This window comes from Pseudarthrobacter sp. CC12, from assembly GCF_039907755.1.
In the GTDB taxonomy this organism is placed as follows: domain Bacteria; phylum Actinomycetota; class Actinomycetes; order Actinomycetales; family Micrococcaceae; genus Arthrobacter; species Arthrobacter niigatensis.
The window spans coordinates 40,684-61,594 of the sequence record NZ_JARDJH010000026.1; the positions used below are offsets into that span (position 1 = coordinate 40,684).

A 20,911-nucleotide genomic window follows, 5' to 3' on the forward strand; every position below is an offset into this window, starting at 1 on the left:
AGTTGACGCGAGTTAGACGGTACAGCAGTTTTGTTTCAATGTCACATTCAGGTCACGGCAGGTCGCTGCGATCTGAGAGTGGGCAATCATTCGTTACAGCCAGCCCATGGGGTCGACCACTTCGCCGTTGACCTGCACCTCGAAGTGCAGGTGGCAGCCGGTGGAGGCACCTGTGGTGCCGCTGAGCGCCACGACTTCTCCACGGGAGACCGTCTGGCCCACCTTGACGTTGAAGGACGACAGGTGGTTGTACGTGGTTTCCAGTCCGTTGCCGTGGTCGATGACCACCCGGTTTCCGCCGCCGAACTGGTGCCAGCCTGCGAAGGTAACGGTGCCGGTCGCAGCGGCAAGGACGGACGTCCCGCATTGAGCCACGAAGTCCTGGCCCCGGTGGAAGTCGCCGGAGCCGCCGGTAATCGGGCTCACCCTGTATCCGAACGGTGACGCGGTCACGAGGGAGGCTAGTGGTGCAGCCAGGGTGCCGGCCGACGCCGCCCGCGTGACGGAGCCGGCGGACTGGGCACTCAGGAGCTGCTTGAGCTTCCCGTCCGGGTCGGCCTGGGTCACGACGGCGGAGCGGCTGAAGTCGATCTGGGCACCAATATCGGCGGAAATCTGCGGCTGCGGGCTGACGGAGGAAGCTGCCAGGGGCGCGTTGCCGGACGCATCAGTGGCCATGACCGGGCTGGTGGCCGGCACTGTGACCGTCAGCACCAGTCCGGTGGCAGCCAGGGCGATTCCAGCCTTCTGGCCAATCCCGCTTGCGGCGGCGAACTCCGTTACCTGCCGCAGGGGCCCCCGACGGCGGCGCGCGTCGCGATGGAGATCGCGGGGGCGCTCCACTGCTGCGTCTTCGACAACCCGGGGTGCCGAAGGGGGGCTGGCTGCGCGGCGGCGCCCCCTGGAGGTCTGCATGGTCAAGAAGGGTTCCTCTCTGGAAAAGCCTGCGGAGTTAGCTGTCGGATTCGGGTCAGAGAGATCAAAGACCCGGCCCGCCGCGGCAAGCTTCTGCACAGGGGTATTCCCGGAAGAATCCTTCACTGGAGAGGCTTGCTGCTGACGGACTTCACCCCAAGGCAGTCCCCCGCTGCCGCTTGTGGTTCCCCCGCCTCTGCCAGTAACGACTCGTGCACCCGATCCGCTGGCAGAGCTCGGCTCCGGATCGGGTAACGCTTAAGTATCAACGATTGGTTCCACTATAGGGCCTTTAGACCTTAGGTAACAATTCCGTTATCTTTGCGTGGAAGTGCCTTGCCGGGGTAAAAGGCTGGGCCTCAGGGCTGGGACACGGCCACGAAAACGTGGGCGGCAACCTCGGGCGGCAGCTCCAGTGCGCCCTCGATGCCCGGGACCCGCACGGAGATGTAGTCACCCACGCGTTCCAGCGCCACGGCGGCACCGGGCCGGATTCCACCTTCGTCCAGTTGCGCCAGCAGTTCCGGCTCCACCTGGATCGGTTCAGCGAGCCGGCTGATGGTGACAACAGAGGCCGATGCGTAGCCCTTCATGGCTTCGACCAGGCTGATGGCTCCGTCGGCGCCGCCGGTGGCAGGCTGTCCACCCAGGGCGGCGAGCCCGGGGATGGGGTTGCCATAGGGCGATTCGGTAGGGTGGTCCAGCATCTCGTAAATGCGCCGCTCAACCCGCTCGCTCATGACATGTTCCCAGCGGCAGGCTTCGTCATGCACGTAGGCCCAGTCCAGGCCGATCACGTCGGCCAGCAGGCGTTCGGCCAGCCGGTGCTTGCGCATGACCTCGGTTGCCCGCTTGCGGCCGGTGTCAGTGAGTTCCAGATGCCGGTCACCGGAGACCACCACGAGCCCGTCGCGCTCCATCCTTCCGATGGTCTGGGACACGGTAGGGCCGGAGTGGCGCAGGCGCTCGGCAATACGGGCCCGGAGGGCAACGATGTTTTCTTCCTCAAGCTCCAGGATGGTCCTGAGGTACATCTCCGTAGTGTCGATCAGATCCGTCATCCAGCTCAGCTCCTCGAGCGCAGTACCTTGCGTTGTCCCACCGTATCGCCTCTTCCCGCGAGGTAGTCCGGGGGCCAGCTTAGCCTATTTTGAGTTTGTCCGAATAGCCGAGCGTCGGGCGGCGTCGCCCGGACGGCGCGTCTCATTGTCTGGACTTTGGGCCCGCCGGCTCCCGCCGCCCCTGCCATTCAGGCAGAATGGTGAAGGCCCGCTGCGCAGCCATCGCCTGCTGCCGGCCGAGCCATGACCCGCCCGTCCGGACCAAACTTTCGTCCCCGCCGAATTGGAGCACCTGTGAGCGACACCAGCATCACGATCCCCGCCGACCTCCTGCCGAAGGATGGGCGGTTCGGCGCCGGCCCGTCAAAGGTCCGCCAGGAACAGATCGATGCGCTGGCAGCAGCGTCCAAGACCATCCTCGGCACTTCGCACCGGCAGGCGCCGGTCAAGAACCTGGTGGGATCCGTCCGCGAAGGGCTGAGCCAGTTCTTCCGCGCCCCGGAGGGCTATGAAGTGGTCCTCGGCGTGGGCGGCTCCACGGCATTCTGGGACGTCGCGAGCTTCGGCCTCGTGGAGAAGAAGGCCCAGCACCTGTCCTTCGGCGAGTTCGGGTCCAAGTTTGCGGCCGCCACCAACAAGGCGCCCTTCCTGGAGGCTTCCTCGATCATCAAGTCCGAGCCAGGCACGCGGCCGGCGGCCCAGGCCGAGGCAGGCGTTGATGTCTATGCCTGGCCCCAGAATGAGACCTCCACCGGTGTTGCTGCCCCTGTCACGCGCGTTTCCGGAGCCGACGAGGGATCGCTGGTCCTGGTGGACGCCACCTCCGCGGCCGGCGGCCTGGAAGTGGACGTTGCCCAAAGCGACGTCTACTACTTCGCCCCGCAGAAGAACTTCGCTTCCGACGGCGGCCTCTGGCTGGGCCTGTTCTCCCCGGCCGCCCTCGAGCGCGCCGCGCGGATCAAGGCAGGCAACCGCTGGATCCCGGACTTCCTGGACCTCCAGACCGCCATCGACAACTCCCGCCTGAACCAGACGTACAACACGCCGTCGCTGTCCACGCTGGTCACGCTGGACGCCCAGGTCCAGTGGCTGAACTCCAACGGCGGCCTGGATTTCGCCGCCGCACGCACCGCAGACTCCGCCGGACGCATCTACAGCTGGGCCGAGGCCTCCGAGTTTGCCACCCCGTTTGTGGCCAAGGCGGAGGAACGCTCCAATGTCATCGCCACCATCGACTTCGACGAATCGGTTGATGCAGCGGCCGTGGCCAAGGTCCTGCGCGCCAACGGCATCGTTGACACCGAGCCCTACCGGAAGCTGGGGCGCAACCAGCTGCGGATCGCCACCTTCGTGGCCATCGAGCCCAGCGATGTCTCAGCCCTGCTGTCCAGCATCGACTACGTGGTGGGCGAGCTGCGGAAGTAGGCGCGGAGAACAGTCGGGACAACGTACGACGGCGCCGCCCGGGTTCATCCCGGACGGCGCCGTTTTCGTTGTCCCCTTCCGGGGTGGCCGGGCTCCCAGTGGCGAGGTGCGGTCAGGCTTCCGCTTGCGTGCCGGCGTCGTCAGTTGGATCGTCAGCCGCTGTTGCGTGGCCTTCAGTTTCCGCGGCGGCCGTTTCCTGGCTGTCCGCTTCGGACTCCTGCTGCTGGTCCTCGGGGCGGACACGTTCGGCCCAGGGCACCCACTCCGGGGCCAGGATCGAATCTTCCGACGGCAGGAGGCCCAGCTCATTGACCGTGACCACTTTTGAGCGGGAGTTGCGCGTCAGCACCGCGTACCACTGCCACCCCGCGTATCCGGGCAGCCGGGACTCAAACAGGTGGGTGACCAGCCGGTCGCCCTCGCTCTTGGCCGCCAGGTGCGGCCCGATGGTGGCCGCAGGCGTGATGCCCTCCACGGCGGTCCGGGCAGTGTCCACGGCGGCGGCCAGGAAAGCGTCCGGCTTGCCCGTGCGCCACACGGGCACGCCTGCCTTGCGCTTGGGCGGCGTCCTGGCAGCCTGCTCCTGCACCGGCGTGCCCGGCTGTTCGGAATCGGGAGTCATCGGCGCTAAACGTCGAGCTCGTCGGCGACCTTGCGGAGGGCGGCAGCAATGGCCTTGCCCTTGTTGCCGTCCGGGTACTTGCCCTTGGACAAGGTCCCGGACAGGTTGTCCAGTACCGTCACCAGGTCCTGGACCAGCGGGGCAAGGTCCTTGGCGCTCGGCCGCTTGGCCTTGGCAATAGAGGGAGTCTTGTCCAGGACGCGCAGGCCCAGCGCCTGGGCGCCCTTGCGACCGTCCGCTACGCCGAACTCCACGCGGGTGCCGGCTTTGAGCTCGCTGACGCCGTCGGGCAGCGACGACTTGGGCAGGAAGACCTCCTGGCCGTCCTCGCCCGCGAGGAACCCAAAGCCCTTGTCCTTGTCATACCACTTGACCTTGCCGGTAGGCACGTAATCAACCTTCTTCGTTCTGCTGTCATGAGACACGGCCGGCCACCACCGCATCCGCATGGTTGTGCGGGTTCAGGGTATGGCGAACCGGGACCGTGTTGGTCTGTATGCTTCAAGGTTATCCTGCCGCATGGCCTATCGACGCTTTGGGCGGCACTGTTCCGCCGCAGGCGCAAGGCCCCGCTTTACCCGCACCGCGCCAGGCGCGGTAGCGTTGCGTCCATGACTCCCTCGCGTTACCGGCGGCCCCTGATGGTCCTCGCCGCAGTTGTTGCCGTGCTGTCCCTGATAGCCGTGGCAGCTGTCATGGCCCTGGCCTTCGCCGGCTCGGTAGCTCCCGCCTGGATCACCTACACCGCGCTGTACGGCCTGCCAGCAGCCTTCATCCTCATGCTCCTGCTGGTCCTGGACGGAGTTGCCGCCCGGCGGCGGGCGGGAAGGCCCCAGCAGCGGTAACGTTGGACTGATGTCCCTCATTCGCGCGCTTGGCAAGGACCTGGAGGCACGCAGCGACGATTCGTTGCGGGCGTTGTTCGCCGCGCGGCCGGACCTCATCACCCCTTCGGTTCCTGACTTCGCCGCGCTGGCTGCCCGCGCAAGTTCCAGGGTCAGCGTCCAGCGCGCCCTGGAGCGGCTCAACAAGCCTCACATGCAGGTACTGGAGACCCTGCACCTGTGCACCAACACCGATACCGGGCACAGCGCCTCAGCGGAGGCCGTGCACAAACTGATCCACGGTTCCACACTGGCCACTGTCGACGGTATTTTGGCCGGCCTGCAGGAGCTCGGCCTGGTGCACCCCGCCGCTCCCCCGCACGGCACGCCGCCCCCTGCGGCCAGCCAGCCGTACTACCTCCCCGTGGGCTCGCTCAAGGATGTGGTGGGAATTTATCCCGCCGGCCTGGGGCGCAGCTATACCGAACTGGTCCGTCTGCAACCGGCCTTCGCCCAGCGGGCGGTGCAACTGGTCTCAGAACTGCACCGCAGCGGCTTCGCGATCCACGATGCCACCACGCCCATGGAAGCAGCCCTGGCCCTTCAGCACTGGACGTCCTCACCGGAGGCCCTGCAGGACATCCTCGCCGGCGCCCCGGAACGGACGACGGCGCTGCTCGCCAGGTTCCGGAACTGGGCCATGGGTGCCGTCCCCCAGGCACAGCGGAAAGCGTCGGTCACGACGGAGGCGGCCGACGTCGGGCCTGTTGACTGGCTCCTTGCCCGCGGGCTGCTGGTTCCGCTGGACGCCGCCCATGTGGAACTGCCCCACAGCGTAGGACTGGCTTTGCGCGGCGGGGCAATCATCAATGACTTCACTCTGTCGCCGCCGGTCCCGGAGCTTGGCCGGACCACGGCGGCGCTGCGCAGGAACGCGGCCCTGAGCGCCATCTCCGAAACCCTGCGGCTGGTCTCCGAGCTGCTGCATGCCGTCCGGGAACAGCCGCTTGCCACACTGCGCAGTGGCGGCGTGGGCGTCCGCGAAGTGCGCCGCGTGGCCGAACACCTGCGGACAGACCAAAGCGCCGCAGGCCTGCTCCTGGAGCTGTGCGGGCTGGCCGGCCTGATCCGCCTCGACGTCGACTCCTCATCGTGGGTGCAGCCGCCGGAACTGGAATGGCTGGTCCTTCCCCGGCAGGAACAATGGCTGTGGCTGGTGAACGCCTGGCTGGCCAGCGAACGCGTGCCGTCCATGGTGGGCCAGCCCGTGAACTCAGCCCCTGGCGCAGCGGCCGGCCGGTCCGCGGCCGGAACCACCATCGCCGCACTGGCCGCCGGAGCGCAGCGGCCTGACGCTCCGGTGGTCCGCAAGCGGATCCTGGAGATCCTGCATGAGCTCACCCAGGAGGTGTCCGCGTCCGACGGTACCGCCCCGGTGCTGGACGCCGCCGCTGTCCTGCAGCGCGCGGAGTGGTCGCAGCCGCGGATGGCCAGGCGATTCAGCTCGCTGATCCGCGGCGTGCTGGCCGAAGCGGAGCTGCTGGGCCTGGTGGGGTCCGGGGCGCTGAGCCAGTTGGGGAGCGCTTTCGCCGAAGACAACCCGGATGCCGCCCTCGCCATCCTTGGTGAACACCTGCCGGCGGCCCTCAACCATGTGCTCCTGCAGGCTGACCTCACGGCGGTTGCGCCCGGCTACCTCACTCCCGCGCTGACCGAAAAACTCCTGGCCATGGCCGACGCCGAAGGGCAGGGCCCGGCCACCACCTACCGGTTTTCCGCGGCCTCCGTCAAACGGGCACTGGACCACGGATACGACGCCGCAGGCCTGCTGCGCTTCCTGCGCGAGCACTCCGCGACGGCGGTACCCCAGCCCCTGGAGTACCTCGTGGAGGATACGGCCTCCCGGCACGGCAGGCTCCGCGTGGGCCAGGCCGCCAGCTTCATCCAAAGCGATGACGAAGCAGCCCTGCGCGAGCTGCTGGCCGGACCCAAGGCCGCCCAGCTGGGCCTGGCCAGGCTGTCGCCGACCGTCCTGACGTCGTCGTCGCCGCCGCGCGAACTCGCCGCCGCCCTCCGGAGCCTGGGCCTGTCCCCGTCCGTTGACGGCGCCGAAGCCGCCCACCCGCGCCGTGCCGTTCCGGGGCAGGAAAGCACCCGCCCGGTCTATACCGCACCCCGGATGGCGCCCCCGGCGGAGGACGTTGAAGCCCAACTGGCGGTCCTGCGGAAGGCGGGCCCCGGCGTCGGACATCTTTCCGGCACCGCCGCCGGCAGCGAGGCGGCCACCCAGCTGGGGCTTGAGGCGTTGCAGAGGGCCATCCGGTTGAAGCAGCGGATCCACATGAACGTGGTGGACAGCCTGGGGAATGCCAGCTTGGAAATCGTTGTTCCGCTCTCTGTGAGCGGGGGCAGGGTCCGCGTGTTCGATCCCGTGAAGGACACAGAGCGGGTCCTGTCCGTGCACCGCATCATCGACATTGAGGCCGCAGAGGAACTGCGCCAGTAAAGGATTCCCGCGTGACCGACGGACCCCTGATCGTCCAAAGCGACAAGACCATCCTCCTCGAGGTGGACCACGAACTGGCCACCGAGGCCCGGCATGCCATCGCGCCTTTCGCCGAGCTGGAACGGGCACCCGAGCACATGCACAGCTACCGGCTGACCCCGTTGGGGCTCTGGAACGCGCGCGCCGCCGGGCTGGACGCGGAAAAGGTGCTGGACGCCCTCCTGAAGTATTCACGCTTCCCGGTCCCGCATTCCCTGCTGATCGACGTCGAGGAAACCATGTCCCGGTACGGCCGGCTGCGCCTCGAAAAGGATCCCCGCCACGGCCTGGTCATGCGGACGGATGACTACCCGGTCCTGGAGGAAGTAATCCGTGCCAAGAAAATCGCACCGCTGCTGGGGCCCAGGATCGACGGTGAGACGGTGGTGGTGCACGCCTCCCAGCGCGGCCAGCTCAAGCAGCTGCTGCTGAAGATCGGCTGGCCTGCGGAAGACCTTGCCGGCTACGTGGATGGCACCCCGCACCTTATTTCCCTCAACCAGGACGGTTGGGAGCTCCGCCCCTACCAGCGCCTGGCCAGCGAGAACTTCTGGGCAGGCGGCAGCGGCGTGGTGGTACTTCCCTGCGGCGCGGGCAAGACCCTGGTGGGAGCCGCTGCGATGGCCACCGGATCCACCACCACGCTGATCCTGGTCACCAACACCGTGGCGGCCCGGCAGTGGAAGGACGAACTGCTCCGGCGCACCTCCCTCACCGAGGAGGAGGTGGGTGAATACTCGGGCGCGCTCAAGGAAGTGCGGCCGGTGACCATCGCCACCTACCAGGTGCTCACCACCAAGCGGGGCGGCATCTACCCGCACCTGGAACTCGTCGACGGACACGACTGGGGACTGATCATCTACGACGAGGTCCACCTCCTGCCGGCGCCGATCTTCCGGATGACCGCAGACCTGCAGGCCCGGCGGCGCCTTGGGCTCACCGCGACGCTGGTCCGGGAGGATGGGCGCGAGGGCGAGGTCTTCAGCCTCATCGGGCCCAAGCGCTACGACGCGCCGTGGAAGGACATCGAGTCGCAGGGCTATATCGCACCGGCAGACTGCGTGGAGGTCCGTGTGGACCTGCCCAAGGATGAGCGGGTTGCCTATGCAATGGCCGACGACGCGGACAAGTACCGGCTCTGCGCCACGTCCGAGTCCAAGACGCTGGTAGTGGAACAGCTGGTGGCGCGGCACGCCGGAGAGCAGTTGCTGGTCATCGGCCAATACATCGACCAGCTTGACGAGCTCGGCGAGCGCCTGGAGGCACCCGTCATCAAGGGCGATACCCCCGTGAAGGTCCGGCAGAAGCTCTTTGACGCGTTCCGTTCCGGGGAACTGCAGACCCTGGTGGTGTCCAAGGTGGCGAACTTCTCCATCGACCTGCCGGAGGCCTCCGTGGCCATCCAGGTTTCCGGCTCCTTCGGTTCCCGGCAGGAGGAAGCACAGCGGCTGGGCCGGCTGCTGCGGCCCAAGAAGGACGGCCGCGCCGCCCGCTTCTACTCGCTGGTGGCCCGGGACACCCTGGACCAGGAGTTCGCTGCCAAGCGCCAACGGTTCCTTGCCGAGCAGGGTTACGCCTACCGGATCATGGATGCCAAGGACGTGCACGCCGCGGAGTAGTCCGCAACGTGCACCCCCCAATCACCGCACGCCCTCGGAGCTGTCCCGCTCCATGGTTCCCGTCCGGGGATCGAGCTGCGGACGTTCGTATGCCAGCTCGCCGCCGCTCCTGCCACCGTAGGGGCGGCCGTGATCGGCAAATTCCTCCCGGAAGAAAGCCAGGCACCACTGCCCCATCTGGATCCTCGCTCCGGTCCGCAGCACCGAGGGTCCGGTCCTGGACACGCTGCCGCTGACCGGTCCGTGCGGCACCAGGACGTATTCATCCTGCCCGTCGTGCCTGATCTCGGCGTGGAGTGCTTCCAGGCCCTCCAACTGGATATCGGATCCTGGCCCGCTGCCAATCGTGGTGACGTCCTCCGGGAGGGCAACTTCCCGGGGGATCTGGCCGGTCCAGGTGGCGGCATCCTGGACAAAGATCAGCCGTGGCCGGCCGCCGCCCCTGGCGTAGTGGGTGGTGGTGATGCGCCGGATGATCTTCCGCTGGACAGTGGGGACCAACGGCAACGGCGTGGACGGGGGCAGCAGGGGCGCGCCCCTGGGCCGCCGCCTGCCCTGCCGGAGCAGCGGAAGCAGGGAGCCGAGGTTGCCCAGCTTGATATGCGGCGAGCGCGTCACCAACCGCTGTGATGCCGGTGCATCCACCTTGCCCAGGCTGACAATGTTTCCGTCTGGACCTGCCACCGTGACGCTGACCCCCTTGCGGGCCAGCAGGTCCGCCAGCGGCCTGATCTCCTCCAGGGGCGGCAGTCCGGCACCGGCAAGTGGCGCCAGGCGGTCCAGGGACACGGTGACTTCCGTACCGCCAGCCGTGGCACGCCCATTGGTGACCGCCCCGGACTCATCCGTGTACGAGAAGTCCAGATCGATGTCCAGGCGGTTCTCCGTCATCTCCGTCAACCGCGGTTCGAGTCCGATCCTGCCGCGTCCCGGTCGCTGGTGGTGACGCGCAGGCTTCCGTTGAGTTTCCAGGTGGCACGCGGTGCGTCCGGTCCGATGTCACGCGGAACTTCAACGGTCATGTCAACGAACTGGTAATTGATGGCCGCGCCTTTGCCGGTGAGATAGGACCACATCTCCTCGGCAAGGTCCGCCCAGTCCCGAATGCTGCGTTCGCTGGCAGCGGGCTTTTCAGTGGCACTCAGATCAGTCATGATGGTCAATCCCCTTCGATGGGCCAGGAGCTATCGGATAACTATCTCTATTGGAATGAGCCACCGGGGCGGCAGGGAGCAGCTGCCGGTGGTCCTGTGGAGCGCTGGTGCCGGGCTTGACCGTCCGGCAAGGATCACTGTATTCCCGCACCAGGGGCTGGGGAAGATGCGGGAACGGGAACGTTCTCGACGCCGATTGGGTTCCCGGATGCGGAACGCCGCACGCGGATGCACACTGGAACCATGACAACGAGAATCGTTCCGGCCGTCCCCGGGCCCGGGCAGGAGTCGGTGTGGGACTACCCCCGCCCGCCCCGGATCGAACGCAGCAGCGAACGGGTACGCATCGTCCTGGGCGGGGAGCTGATCCTGGACACCACCGATTCCCTGCGGGTCCTTGAGACCAGCCATCCGCCGGTGTACTACGTTCCCAGGTCAGCATTCGCCGAGGGCGCGCTGGAGCCCGCGTCGGGCAGCAGCTTCTGCGAGTTCAAGGGCTCGGCAAAGTACCTCACCGTGCGCGGCGGCGGAAAGGAAGCGGAGAGCGCCGCCTGGTCCTATCCTGAGCCGGCGTCCGGTTTCGAGGCCCTCGCCGACCGGGTGGCCGTCTACCCCGGCCGGATGGATTACTGCGAGGTGGATGGGGAGCGGGTCCAGGCGCAACCGGGCCGCTTCTACGGCGGCTGGATCACCAGCAAGGTGGTGGGCCCATTCAAGGGCGAACCGGGGACCATGGACTGGTAACCGCAAGCCCACCATCACCATGCTCACAACGAATATCCAGACAACTCCCAGAGACTGGGAGCATGATGGGAACATGAACAAGAACGGTCCAGAAGCCCGGCTGCTCGTCGTTGATGATGAACCCAACATCCGCGAGCTCCTCTCCACGTCGCTGCGGTTTGCCGGTTTTGAAGTGGTCTCCGCCGCCAACGGCCGCGATGCCCTCGCCGCTGCCGATACCCACGCCCCTGACCTGGCCGTGCTGGATGTCATGCTCCCCGACATGGACGGCTTCACCGTGACCCGCCGGCTCCGCGCCTCCGGCAAGCACTTCCCTGTTCTCTTCCTGACCGCCAAGGACGACACCGAGGACAAGGTCACCGGCCTGACCGTTGGCGGTGACGACTACGTCACCAAACCCTTCAGCCTGGACGAAGTGGTGGCCAGGATCCGGGCCGTGCTCCGCCGCACCCAGCCCCTGCTGGACGACGACGCCGTGATCCGGGTGGACGACCTGGAGCTCGACGACGACGCCCACGAGGTGCGGCGCGGCGGAACGGTCATCGAACTGTCCCCCACCGAGTTCAAGCTGCTGCGCTACCTCATGCTCAACCCCAACCGGGTCCTGTCCAAGTCGCAGATCCTGGACCACGTCTGGGAGTACAACTTCAACGGCGACGCGTCCATCGTGGAGTCCTACATCTCCTACCTGCGGCGGAAAGTGGACATCGACCCGGAGGCGCCCGCACTGATCCAGACCAAGCGCGGCGTGGGCTACGTCCTGCGGACGGCTGAAAAGCGCTGACCTTGCTGAAGCGGTGGAAGTCGGCCTCCCTCAGGTCGCAGCTGGTGGCCATGATCATGGCCCTGCTGATCGTGGCCCTGACGGTGACCGGCGCGGTCACCCTGACGCTGTTGCACAGCTACCTCCAGGGCCAGGTGGATGACAAACTGAACGCCGCCGTCGACTCCGCCCGGAAACAGCGCTCCTTCACCCAGCTGCAGGCACCCAGCTCCATACCCACCGACTACTCGCTGATGCTCTTCGCCCCGGGCGAGCAGCCGTACACCTTCGGCGGGGATCCTGACTACCACCCGGACATCAATGCGTTCACGGTGGAGCAGGCCCAGGCGCGCGGGCAGACTCCCTTCCAGGTCCGCGGGACGGACGGGGAAAATTGGCGCGTAGTGGCGGTGACGGTCCAGAACGGCCAGACCATGGCCGTGGTGGTCATCGGCTTGCCCCTGGAGAGTGTTGACGACGTCCTCAAGCATGCCACCCTGGTGGTCACCGGAGTGGGCCTGCTGACGTTGCTGCTGGCCTCGCTCATTGCCAGCTGGACTGTGTCCCGGTCCTTCCGGCCGCTGGCCAGGGTGGAGAAGACGGCGGCCGCCATTGCCGCCGGGGACCTCTCCCGGCGCGTGGAAGTGGAAAACCCCACCACCGAACTGGGCCGCCTGAGCAGCTCACTGAACGCCATGCTTGCGCATATTGAGACCGCGTTCGCGGCCCGGACTGCCTCGGAGGCACGGATGCGCCGCTTCGCCGCGGATGCGTCCCACGAGCTGCGTACCCCGCTGGTGACCATCCGTGGGTTCTCCGAGCTGTACCGCCACGGCGCCCTGGCCACGGACGAGGACGTGGCCACCGCCATGGGCCGGATCGAAAGCGAAGCCAAGCGCATGGGGTCCATGGTGGAGGACCTGCTCCTGCTGGCCCGGCTCGACGAGCAGCGCCCGCTGCAGCAAAAGCCGGTGGACCTGCAACTGATTGCGCACGATGCCGTAGTGGACACCCAGGCAAGCGACCGTTCCAGGGTGATCTCGCTGACCGGGCTCGACGGCGGGCCGGCGGGACCGGCCCCCGTCCTGGGTGATGAGGCCAAGCTGCGCCAGGTGGTGGGAAACCTCGTGGGCAACGCGCTGCGCTACACCCCTGAGGGCACTCCGATCGAGCTTGCCGTCGGTGTCCGGGGAACAGGCGGCGGCGAGCGGTCCGTGATTGAAGTACGTGACCATGGGCCCGGTATTTCGGAAGAGGACGCAGCCAAGGTCTTCGAACGCTTCTACCGGGCTGACACGTCCCGTACCCGGGAGACCGGCGGCAGCGGCCTGGGCCTCGCCATCGTGGCGGCAATCGTGGGCTCCCACGGGGGGACGGTGCGGGTGGAAAAGACCGACGGCGGCGGCGCCACCCTGGTGGTCAGCCTGCCGCGGCGCGAAGACGCACCCCGCGATGGCGGAGGAGACGGCCGGGAAGAAGCGGATGGCAGCATTCCTTCCAGGGGCGGCGACGGATCGGTTATCCACATATAGCCTGCTGGCCGTGGCCCACGCCTGCCACGGCTCCATAGGCTCGTCCCAGCAGCCCGGAACCGCCGGGCGCGGGGGCAGCCCCGCTGTATCCGAGAGGCACAGCCATGAGCATCATTTCCGTCGACACAGACCTGCTGCAGCTAAAGTCCGCCAACGTGCAGGCCACCGTGGACCGGATCAGCGCCGACGTCCACGCCATGAAGCGCGGCCTGGACGAGCTGCAGGGTTCATGGCGGGGTTCCGCAGCCACAAACTTCCAGGCGCTCGTCACTGAGTGGACCATCACCCAGGGCCGGGTGGAGGCCTCGCTGGCATCCATCAACGCCGCTCTTTCCTCTGCCGCTGCCACCTATGCCCAGGCCGAACAGGGAAACGCCCAGCGGTTCAGCTGACCTGCCGGTCAGGCCTCCGGGGTTCCCTGGTGGAACCGCAGCCGCCACCGTTCCCCGTCCAGGACCCACAGTGAGCTGCGGAGCGTCGTGCCGGTACGCGCAAAGTTTCGGTACGTCAGCAGGACCGCGCTGGTGCCGATGCGGTCAGCACCCAGGATTTCGATGTCGGTCCGTTCCCCCGGGTCCTCTTCCAGTGCCATCATCATGGCATCCCGGGTCCACACCCTTCCCGAACTGCCGATTTCCATGAAGTCCGGGTGTAGGAGGACGGCGGTCCGCCCGATGTCCCCGCGCACCAGCGGGCCCAGAAGCTCACGTTCGAGCTCCTCCACCAGCGCTTCCGGCGGTATGGAGCCCGCCTGTTGGATTGCTTCGGCCACTTCGAGGGCTTCATTGTCCAGTTCACTGAACAGGTCGGGTTCCTCGTAGGAAGACACCGGCGCCGTGGAACGGGCCGGCGCCGCGGCCGGGATATCCAGCGTTGCCGGCGGGGAGCCTGCGCCTCGCGCCGCCTGGGCCGCCGCCGGGCGCTCGGAGGCCCCCGGGTGATGGCCGCCGGGGAACCCGGGGCCGGACCGTGCCGCCACTCCCTGCTGGTACGCCGTGGCCGCGGCCCTGGCCCGTTCATCGGCAGCTTCATTGAGGTCGTGCCCGGCGTGGCCCTTGACCCATTCGAACGTGTAGGTGCGTCCGGCCAGTTCGCGGTCGAGTTCCTTCAGCAGTTCCACATTGAGGACGGGTTTGCCATCGGCTTTGCGCCATCCTTTGCGCTTCCATCCCGGCATCCACTTGGTAATGGAATTGATCACGTACTGGCTGTCGCAGAGGATGCGGAGGTCTTCCCCCGGCAGGTGCGCGGTAGCGCGCAGGAGGTCAAGGACAGCCATCAGCTCCCCCTGGTTGTTGGTCCCGTGGGGCCAGCCGCCGGCACGCCAGCAATCGTCATTCACATACCAGGCCCAGCCGGCCGGGCCGGGGTTTCCCAAGGCCGAACCATCAGCCGCTGCAGTAATCGTCACTGGTCCATCCTGCCAGAAGCGGCCGACATTGGACCGACGCCACCGCATCTCAGCCTGGGTGAGCTGCCGCCCTCCGGCGCCCCGGAACCGGGCTGTGGGACGGCCGTGCACCCAAAAACCGACGGGGGCGGGAAAACGTTTACCGGAAACCCTTGACGTGGGCGGAGAGCACACGAAACAATCGCCGCATAACTTAAGAAAGCGGTTTCTGACGCCCACGGTTCGCGCATCACGGCTTCCGCGGCGTAAAAGGAGCCTATCCGGAAGGAACATCAATGACGATTTCAGTCGTAAGCCGGCGCCGCTTCCAGCTGGGCGCGGCCGCGCTGGCCCTTTCCCTCCTGGCCACCGGCTGCGGGGCCCCCGGCGGTTCAGGCGACAACGGCCAGGTGACCTTGCGGTTCGCCTGGTGGGGCAATGAATACCTGAATGCGCAGACAAACAAAGTCATCGCGGCCTTTGAGGCCTCGCACCCGAACATCAAAATCAAAGCAGAGCCGGGAGAATGGTCCAGCTATTGGGACAAGCTGGCCACGAAGACCGCTGCCAACGATGCACCCGACGTCATCCAGATGGACCAGAAATACATCGCCGAATACGGCGGTCGCGGGGCGCTGATGGACCTGTCCAGGCAAAACGGCATTGATACCTCAAAACTCGACAAGGAAGCGCTTGCGTCGGGTAAGTACGGGGGCGCCCAGTACGGGCTGAGCACAGGCCAGAACGCCTATGTCATCATGGCCAACACGAAAGTGTTCCAGGCAGCCGGAGTGCCCGTGCCGGACGACAAGACCTGGACGTGGAAAGACTTCGTGGACACGGCGACGAAGATCAGCGCAGCAGGTAATGGGAAGATCTACGGGGCCGCTTATGGCAGCAACGAGGCCGACCTGATCATCTGGCTGCGCCAGCACGGCGAGAATCTCTACTCAGGGGACGGCAAGCTCGATTTTGAAGCCGCCACTGCAGCATCTTTCTGGGAACGGATCAAGGAACAGCGCGACTCCAAGGCCAGTCCGGCAGCGACCGTGGCAACCGAGGATGCAGGGGCAGGACTGGAGGAAAGCCTGTTCGGAACAAATCGGGTTGCCATGGCCTGGTGGTGGACCAACCAGCTTGGTTCCCTTGAAGCCACCACCGGCAGCAGCATCAAAATGCTGCGGGCGCCCAGCGTCGACGGTGCCTCGACCGACAGTGGCATGTACTACAAGCCCACTATGTTTTGGTCGGCATCCTCGCGTTCGAAGCATCCCCAGCAGGCCGCGGAGTTCATCAACTACCTCACCAACAGTCCGGAGGCGGGCGCCATCCTGATGACCGACAGGGGCGTCCCCACCAATCCGGACATCGTTTCGGGCATCACCCCGCAGCTCAAGCCGGCTGACACCACCGTGGTTGGCTTCCTGAAGGACATAGCCCCGGACATCAAGGACGCACCCCCTGTCCCGCCCGTGGGTGCAGGCAGCGTCCAGAACGTCATCAGGAGGTACACGGATGAAGTGCTGTACGACCGGATGACACCACAGGCCGCGGCGGAAGCATTCAAGAAGGAAGTACAGGGAATGCTGGATTCGGCCCGGAAGTAACCCGCCTCCCGCAGCTCCTCGTCCGGGCGGCTCAGCCAGCGCCGGCCGCGTCAGCGTGGCCGGGACCCAAAACCTTCGACATAAAAATGCGGCCCCCTCCGAAGAGGGGGCCGCACTTTGCAGTTTGGCGGGCAGGTCCCGGCCGGGAGGCTTAGAAGCCGCCCATGCCGCCCATGCCGCCCATGTCGTCGCCACCGGCGGGTGCTGCGGCCTTCTCCGGCTTGTCAGCAACCACTGCTTCGGTGGTGAGGAACAGGCCGGCAATGGAGGCCGCGTTCTGCAGGGCAGAGCGGGTCACCTTGACGGGGTCATTGACGCCTGCAGCCAGCAGGTCGACGTACTCGCCGGTTGCTGCGTTCAGGCCGTGGCCGGCGGGCAGGCCGCGGACCTTGTCGACCACAACGCCCGGCTCGAGGCCGGCGTTGAAGGCGATCTGCTTCAGCGGCGCGTCGATGGCAACGCGGACGATGTTGGCGCCGGTTGCTTCGTCGCCGGAGAGCTGCAGGTTGGCGAATGCCTTGGCGCCGGCCTGGATCAGGGCCACGCCGCCACCGGCGACGATGCCTTCCTCAACGGCAGCCTTGGCGTTGCGCACTGCGTCTTCGATGCGGTGCTTGCGCTCCTTGAGCTCAACCTCGGTTGCGGCTCCGGCCTTGATGACTGCCACGCCGCCGGCCAGCTTGGCCAGGCGCTCCTGCAGCTTCTCGCGGTCGTAGTCGGAGTCGGAGTTCTCGATCTCGGCGCGGATCTGGGAAACGCGGCCGGCGATCTGGTCGGCGTCGCCGGCACCTTCGACGATGGTGGTCTCGTCCTTGGTGACAACTACCTTGCGGGCCTGGCCCAGGAGCTCCAGGCCGGCAGTCTCCAGCTTGAGGCCAACTTCCTCGGAGATGACCTGGCCGCCGGTGAGGACGGCGATGTCGGCGAGCTGGGCCTTGCGGCGGTCGCCGAAGCCCGGAGCCTTGACGGCGACGGACTTGAAGGTGCCGCGGATCTTGTTCACGATCAGGGTGGCCAGGGCCTCGCCCTCGATGTCCTCGGCAATGATCAGCAGCGGCTTGTTGGACTGCATGACCTTCTCCAGGACAGCAACCAGTTCCTTGACGTTGGAGATCTTGGAGTTGACGATCAGGATGTACGGATCCTCGAGGACCGTTTCCTGGCGCTCAGCGTCGGTGACGAAGTAGGCGGAGATGTAGCCCTTGTCGAAGCGCATGCCTTCGGTGAGTTCCAGCTCCAGGCCGAAGGTGTTGGATTCCTCGACCGTGATGACGCCTTCCTTGCCCACCTTGTCCAGGGCTTCGGCGATGAGGGCACCGATCTCGTCGTCACCGGCGGAGATGGAGGCGGTGGCCGCGATCTCTTCCTTGGTTTCGATTTCCTTGGCGGAGTTCAGCAGTTCGGCGGTGACGGCGTCAACGGCCTTCTCGATGCCGCGCTTGAGGGACAGCGGGTCGGCGCCGGCAGCAACGTTGCGCAGGCCTTCCTTGACCAGGGCCTGGGCCAGGACGGTTGCCGTGGTGGTGCCGTCACCGGCAACGTCGTCGGTCTTCTTGGCAACTTCCTTGACCAGCTCGGCGCCGATCTTCTCGTAAGGATCGTCCAGCTCGATCTCCTTGGCGATGGAGACACCATCGTTGGTGATCGTGGGGGCGCCCCACTTCTTTTCGAGGACGACGTTGCGTCCACGCGGGCCGAGGGTGACCTTAACGGCGTCGGCGAGGGTGTTCAGGCCACGCTCAAGGCCGCGGCGTGCCTCTTCATCAAATGCAATGATCTTGGCCATAACGGCAATAGTCCTTTCGGGACAGTCGTTAAGAATGAACCTTCGCTGCAGTGCCCGCGACGGACGATCCTTTGCCGGGGGCCTCTGTATGCCTCCGGGCGGGGATCTCACTGAAGTGAGGTGTTTCTTTCGCTCGTCGACCGGTGCCGTGCGCTGCCAGCCGGAACCAGGCGTTGCTTTAGCAGTCGGTACGTCAGAGTGCTAAGTCAATAATTAGCACTCCCCAGGTGAGAGTGCAAGCGAAAAGACGCGTAACGCCCCGCAGGCAGGGTCCGCTTCGCCCAGGGCGATCAGCCGGAGTGGCCCGCCGTCTCCCGGCCGGACAGAGAGGGGCTGTTGTCGGCCCCGAAGGTGTACACGGAGAAAGCGGCCGAGGTAATGTCCCCATTGGCATCGAAGGCAACCGGGCCCGATTCGCCGTCGTAATTGATGTCCGGGCTGCCTGCGAGTCCACCGAGGCACTCCTTGTAGCTCAGGCAGGGGGCGACCGGCGCGCCGGCACCGGAGGAAGCTGTTCCCCCGGAGACCGGGACCAGGTTCGCGGCAATGGAGCGGCCGGCGTCATCCTGTGCATGGGCCGCGGCCAGGGCCGCCAGTGTGACGGCGTCGTAGGTTTCAGCGGCGAAGGAGACATCCTTGAGTGCCGGGTCAACGGCCAGCAGTTTCGCCTGGAACGCAGCGGCGGGCAACTGCCCGGGAACGACGGCGCGGGCACCTTCGAGTGTCCCGGGTGCGAGCCCGGACCCGTAGCGGGCAAACGCGCCGTCGCTGAGGATGATCCGGGAGCCGGCAACGCCTGCACTGTTCAGCTCCACCAGGGCGTCCCGTGCACCCTCGCGGGCAATCACGACGACGGCGTCCGGCTTGGCCTTGGACGCGGAGCGGGCGGCCTCGGCGGCAGCACCGGCTTTGAAACGGGCGCCCGGCAGGACCGTAAGTCCGGCCCCTTTGGCTGCCTCCGAGACGGCTCCGGAGAGGTCCTTGCCGTAGGAGCCTTCCTGGTACAGCACGCTGATCGTGGCGGCGCCGGCGTCCTTGGCAAGTTTGGCCAGCACGGGTCCTTGCGCAACGTCGGCTGCTGCGGTCCGGAAGTAGTAGCCTCCGCTCGCCAGCCCGGTAAGACCGGCAGCGGTATTGGCCGGCGAGATCAGGGGGATGTGTGCGCGGGACAGGATGTCCGCTGCTGCCGGGGCGTGGCTGGAGTCGGTGGGCCCGATCACCACGTCCGCTTTGGCGGCCGCTGCGTCGCTTGCCTGCTTCGCCGTGTCCTGGTCCGGGTGCACCGGAAGGAGCTCCACTGGCCGGCCTTTATGTCCGCCGGCGGCGTTGATGTCCTGGATGGCAAGCTTGGCGGCAGCCAGTTGCGGGGCGTTGAGGAAGGCGTTGTCACCGGAGTTGTCCAGGATGACGCCCACCCGGAGCACACCGTCGCCGGAAGCCTCGGCAGGTTCCACCCTGGCGTTGCCGCCGGTGCCGGCGCATGCACCCAGCGAAAGGACGGCTCCCAGGGACAGCGCGAGTACCGGCATGGCTCGGGCTCCGGGACGCAATGCGGGCATCACTGCGCGGGCCGGACGTTTTCCGCCTGCGGACCTTTTTCGCCCTCGCCGACATCGAGCTGGACCCGCTGGCCTTCGGCCAGGGCACGGTAGCCCTCCCCCTGGATGGCGGACCAGTGGACAAAAATGTCGTCACCGGAACCGTCAACGGTGATGAAGCCGTAGCCCTTTTCAGCGTTGAACCATTTGACGGTTCCCAGTGCCATGATCAACAACTCTTTCCATCGGGGGCCGGGTGGAGACCAGACCGGGTAACTGGACGGGGTGCGGCTACCGGTAACCCGGGCCAAGGACCACGACGAGTGGTACCTGGAACTCGGTACTGCTCACAACGGTGGGGATATTCAACAGCCCGGCGAGTTCCTGGGCACTGGCCAGTTGCTGGGGGCCGGCATAGAAAATCACGGAGGACTTTTGCGGGGCGCCGGACCAGTTGCCCACCGGGCCGAGCCGCCAGCCGTCGGCCTGGACCGTGCCGCCCACCCGGCTGGCCAGCCCGGCCGTGCCGGCGGCGTTGTAGACAGCCACTGCCTGCGTCCTGTCGACCACGGCCTGCTGGGTGGCCGACGACGTGGGCGCTGGCTCGCTGACCTGGGTTGGCCCGGCAGAGGGGGACGGCGTGGGGGTCCCCCTGGAGGCGGAGCCGGCAGCCTGCGTGGCCGTGGGCGTGGATCCGGTGCCGGCCAGCGGAGCTGACTCCACGCTTGCCGATGCCTGGCTCGCGTTGGCGTTGAAGCCGAGTTTGGGAAGGATCAGGAAGGACAGCAGCCCAATGGCAAGGGCTGCCATTCCCACCGCCAGGATGGGCCAAAGCCGTACCCGGGACGGGGCCGAAGCCGTCCGGTGGACACCTTGTCGCGACGCGGCCTCGGGGACCTTGTCGAATTCATCGCGGGCGTATCTGGTCATGGTGGAAGGACATCCTTGTTGATTGCGGCTGTTGTCCCGGCCTGGGGCGTCTCTAAGCGTCGGATCCCAGGCGCCGGGCAGTACGTGCACGGTGGCGCGACGTACGTAGTCTACGCAATCTCTTGACCAGCATGGGATCGTGGGCCACGGCGTCCTCGCGGTCGATCAGTGCGTTGAGAAGCTGGTAGTAGTGGGTTGCGGAGAGGTCAAAGAGCTCGCGGATGGCCTGTTCCTTGGCTCCCGCGTACTTCCACCACTGCCGTTCCAGCGCCAGCATCTGTTGTTCGCGCTCCGACAGGGAGGACTCGCGGAGGATGAAATCCGCCAGGAGGGACTTCTGCGGATCCTGCTCCGGCAGGTGTTCCCGGGCCGGTTCCGCCACGGCGCACTCCTTAGCTGGTTACGGTCAATGTCTTACCCCTATGCTAGCCGCCGAATAACAGCAGTGTCATTCGG

The 20,911-nt window shown here is 66.6% G+C and carries 21 protein-coding genes and 1 riboswitch; of the genes, 9 read left to right on the forward strand and 12 right to left on the reverse strand.

Annotated features, from left to right (window positions below):
* Positions 1-93 precede the first annotated feature (93 nt).
* Together PV772_RS16465 and PV772_RS16470 are read right to left on the reverse strand one after the other, a co-directional pair.
* Positions 94-915, reverse strand: coding sequence for a M23 family metallopeptidase (locus PV772_RS16465; protein ID WP_347886863.1), 822 nt, complete (start codon positions 913-915; stop codon positions 94-96).
* Positions 916-925: 10 nt separating this feature from the next.
* Positions 926-1,167: riboswitch (cyclic di-AMP (ydaO/yuaA leader) on the reverse strand.
* Between the two features lie 107 nt (positions 1,168-1,274).
* On the reverse strand, positions 1,275-1,976 hold the full coding sequence (locus PV772_RS16470) for a metal-dependent transcriptional regulator (protein ID WP_141158034.1): 702 nt from the start codon (positions 1,974-1,976) through the stop codon (positions 1,275-1,277).
* A 294-nt stretch (positions 1,977-2,270) separates the two neighbouring features.
* Between PV772_RS16470 and serC the strand changes: the two genes are divergently transcribed.
* Complete coding sequence (serC, locus tag PV772_RS16475; protein ID WP_347886849.1) at positions 2,271-3,401, forward strand: phosphoserine transaminase; 1,131 nt, start codon at positions 2,271-2,273, stop codon at positions 3,399-3,401.
* Between the two features lie 112 nt (positions 3,402-3,513).
* Here the strand turns inward: serC and PV772_RS16480 are convergent, their stop codons facing one another.
* Both PV772_RS16480 and PV772_RS16485 read right to left on the reverse strand, forming a co-directional pair.
* Positions 3,514-4,023, reverse strand: coding sequence for a DUF3027 domain-containing protein (locus PV772_RS16480; protein WP_347886850.1), 510 nt, complete (start codon positions 4,021-4,023; stop codon positions 3,514-3,516).
* Between the two features lie 5 nt (positions 4,024-4,028).
* Positions 4,029-4,412: a cold shock domain-containing protein gene (locus tag PV772_RS16485; RefSeq protein ID WP_141158036.1), complete on the reverse strand. Its 384-nt coding sequence runs from the start codon at positions 4,410-4,412 to the stop codon at positions 4,029-4,031.
* 222 nt (positions 4,413-4,634) lie between these two features.
* Between PV772_RS16485 and PV772_RS16490 the strand changes: the two genes are divergently transcribed.
* Genes PV772_RS16490 through PV772_RS16500 form a run of 3 tightly spaced genes read left to right on the forward strand, consistent with a single transcriptional unit; the run spans position 4,635 to position 9,011 of the window.
* Positions 4,635-4,868: a hypothetical protein gene (locus PV772_RS16490; protein ID WP_141158037.1), complete on the forward strand. Its 234-nt coding sequence runs from the start codon at positions 4,635-4,637 to the stop codon at positions 4,866-4,868.
* 10 nt (positions 4,869-4,878) lie between these two features.
* Positions 4,879-7,353, forward strand: a complete 2,475-nt coding sequence (locus tag PV772_RS16495; protein WP_347886851.1) for a helicase-associated domain-containing protein — start codon at positions 4,879-4,881, stop codon at positions 7,351-7,353.
* An 11-nt stretch (positions 7,354-7,364) separates the two neighbouring features.
* The gene (locus PV772_RS16500) at positions 7,365-9,011 is read left to right on the forward strand and encodes a DNA repair helicase XPB (protein WP_141158039.1); all 1,647 of its coding nucleotides are present in this window, start codon (positions 7,365-7,367) and stop codon (positions 9,009-9,011) included.
* Between the two features lie 21 nt (positions 9,012-9,032).
* On the opposite strand, the gene PV772_RS16505 is transcribed toward PV772_RS16500, so the two are convergent.
* Positions 9,033-9,902 carry an FHA domain-containing protein gene (locus tag PV772_RS16505; protein ID WP_347886852.1) on the reverse strand — a complete coding sequence of 290 codons (870 nt, stop codon included), beginning with the start codon at positions 9,900-9,902 and terminating at the stop codon, positions 9,033-9,035.
* Between the two features lie 5 nt (positions 9,903-9,907).
* A complete protein-coding gene (locus PV772_RS16510; RefSeq protein WP_141158041.1) occupies positions 9,908-10,165 on the reverse strand; it encodes a hypothetical protein in 258 nt (85 codons plus the stop codon).
* A 243-nt stretch (positions 10,166-10,408) separates the two neighbouring features.
* On the opposite strand from PV772_RS16510, the gene PV772_RS16515 reads away from it, so the two are divergent.
* The 4 genes from PV772_RS16515 (at position 10,409) to PV772_RS16530 (ending at position 13,596) form a co-directional block, all read left to right on the forward strand.
* Entirely contained in the window at positions 10,409-10,909 is a 501-nt protein-coding gene (locus PV772_RS16515) for a DUF427 domain-containing protein (protein WP_141158042.1), read from the forward strand.
* 73 nt (positions 10,910-10,982) lie between these two features.
* Positions 10,983-11,693: a response regulator transcription factor gene (locus PV772_RS16520; protein ID WP_056331118.1), complete on the forward strand. Its 711-nt coding sequence runs from the start codon at positions 10,983-10,985 to the stop codon at positions 11,691-11,693.
* 2 nt (positions 11,694-11,695) lie between these two features.
* Positions 11,696-13,204: a HAMP domain-containing sensor histidine kinase gene (locus tag PV772_RS16525; RefSeq protein ID WP_347886853.1), complete on the forward strand. Its 1,509-nt coding sequence runs from the start codon at positions 11,696-11,698 to the stop codon at positions 13,202-13,204.
* Between the two features lie 104 nt (positions 13,205-13,308).
* Positions 13,309-13,596, forward strand: coding sequence for a WXG100 family type VII secretion target (locus PV772_RS16530; RefSeq protein WP_141158044.1), 288 nt, complete (start codon positions 13,309-13,311; stop codon positions 13,594-13,596).
* 8 nt (positions 13,597-13,604) lie between these two features.
* Here PV772_RS16530 and PV772_RS16535 read toward each other — a convergent pair whose 3' ends face one another.
* On the reverse strand, positions 13,605-14,615 hold the full coding sequence (locus PV772_RS16535) for a ribonuclease HI family protein (protein ID WP_347886854.1): 1,011 nt from the start codon (positions 14,613-14,615) through the stop codon (positions 13,605-13,607).
* Positions 14,616-14,890: 275 nt separating this feature from the next.
* On the opposite strand from PV772_RS16535, the gene PV772_RS16540 reads away from it, so the two are divergent.
* Positions 14,891-16,201, forward strand: a complete 1,311-nt coding sequence (locus tag PV772_RS16540; RefSeq protein ID WP_347886855.1) for an extracellular solute-binding protein — start codon at positions 14,891-14,893, stop codon at positions 16,199-16,201.
* A gap of 151 nt (positions 16,202-16,352) precedes the next feature.
* On the opposite strand, the gene groL is transcribed toward PV772_RS16540, so the two are convergent.
* The 5 genes from groL to PV772_RS16565 all read right to left on the reverse strand — a co-directional run bounded on the left by groL (position 16,353) and on the right by PV772_RS16565 (position 20,837).
* The gene (groL, locus tag PV772_RS16545; protein ID WP_141158046.1) at positions 16,353-17,987 is read right to left on the reverse strand and encodes a chaperonin GroEL; all 1,635 of its coding nucleotides are present in this window, start codon (positions 17,985-17,987) and stop codon (positions 16,353-16,355) included.
* A 290-nt stretch (positions 17,988-18,277) separates the two neighbouring features.
* Positions 18,278-19,516: an ABC transporter substrate-binding protein gene (locus PV772_RS16550; protein WP_347886856.1), complete on the reverse strand. Its 1,239-nt coding sequence runs from the start codon at positions 19,514-19,516 to the stop codon at positions 18,278-18,280.
* Between the two features lie 29 nt (positions 19,517-19,545).
* A complete protein-coding gene (locus PV772_RS16555; protein WP_141180812.1) occupies positions 19,546-19,752 on the reverse strand; it encodes a cold-shock protein in 207 nt (68 codons plus the stop codon).
* A 64-nt stretch (positions 19,753-19,816) separates the two neighbouring features.
* The gene (locus PV772_RS16560) at positions 19,817-20,455 is read right to left on the reverse strand and encodes a LytR C-terminal domain-containing protein (protein WP_347886857.1); all 639 of its coding nucleotides are present in this window, start codon (positions 20,453-20,455) and stop codon (positions 19,817-19,819) included.
* 52 nt (positions 20,456-20,507) lie between these two features.
* Complete coding sequence (locus PV772_RS16565; RefSeq protein WP_141158050.1) at positions 20,508-20,837, reverse strand: DUF3263 domain-containing protein; 330 nt, start codon at positions 20,835-20,837, stop codon at positions 20,508-20,510.
* Positions 20,838-20,911: the final 74 nt, after the last annotated feature.

Bases quoted from the DNA above. Each gene is read 5' to 3' on its own strand.
- PV772_RS16465 (WP_347886863.1), bottom strand. From the start codon at position 915: ATGCAGACCTCCAGGGGGCGCCGCCGCGCAGCCAGCCCCCCTTCGGCA.
- PV772_RS16470 (WP_141158034.1), bottom strand. From the start codon at position 1,976: ATGACGGATCTGATCGACACTACGGAGATGTACCTCAGGACCATCCTG.
- PV772_RS16480 (WP_347886850.1), bottom strand. From the start codon at position 4,023: ATGACTCCCGATTCCGAACAGCCGGGCACGCCGGTGCAGGAGCAGGCT.
- PV772_RS16490 (WP_141158037.1), top strand. From the start codon at position 4,635: ATGACTCCCTCGCGTTACCGGCGGCCCCTGATGGTCCTCGCCGCAGTT.
- PV772_RS16495 (WP_347886851.1), top strand. From the start codon at position 4,879: ATGTCCCTCATTCGCGCGCTTGGCAAGGACCTGGAGGCACGCAGCGAC.
- PV772_RS16505 (WP_347886852.1), bottom strand. From the start codon at position 9,902: ATGACGGAGAACCGCCTGGACATCGATCTGGACTTCTCGTACACGGAT.
- PV772_RS16510 (WP_141158041.1), bottom strand. From the start codon at position 10,165: ATGACTGATCTGAGTGCCACTGAAAAGCCCGCTGCCAGCGAACGCAGC.
- PV772_RS16515 (WP_141158042.1), top strand. From the start codon at position 10,409: ATGACAACGAGAATCGTTCCGGCCGTCCCCGGGCCCGGGCAGGAGTCG.
- PV772_RS16520 (WP_056331118.1), top strand. From the start codon at position 10,983: ATGAACAAGAACGGTCCAGAAGCCCGGCTGCTCGTCGTTGATGATGAA.
- PV772_RS16530 (WP_141158044.1), top strand. From the start codon at position 13,309: ATGAGCATCATTTCCGTCGACACAGACCTGCTGCAGCTAAAGTCCGCC.
- PV772_RS16540 (WP_347886855.1), top strand. From the start codon at position 14,891: ATGACGATTTCAGTCGTAAGCCGGCGCCGCTTCCAGCTGGGCGCGGCC.
- groL (WP_141158046.1), bottom strand. From the start codon at position 17,987: ATGGCCAAGATCATTGCATTTGATGAAGAGGCACGCCGCGGCCTTGAG.
- PV772_RS16550 (WP_347886856.1), bottom strand. From the start codon at position 19,516: ATGCCGGTACTCGCGCTGTCCCTGGGAGCCGTCCTTTCGCTGGGTGCA.
- PV772_RS16555 (WP_141180812.1), bottom strand. From the start codon at position 19,752: ATGGCACTGGGAACCGTCAAATGGTTCAACGCTGAAAAGGGCTACGGC.
- PV772_RS16560 (WP_347886857.1), bottom strand. From the start codon at position 20,455: ATGACCAGATACGCCCGCGATGAATTCGACAAGGTCCCCGAGGCCGCG.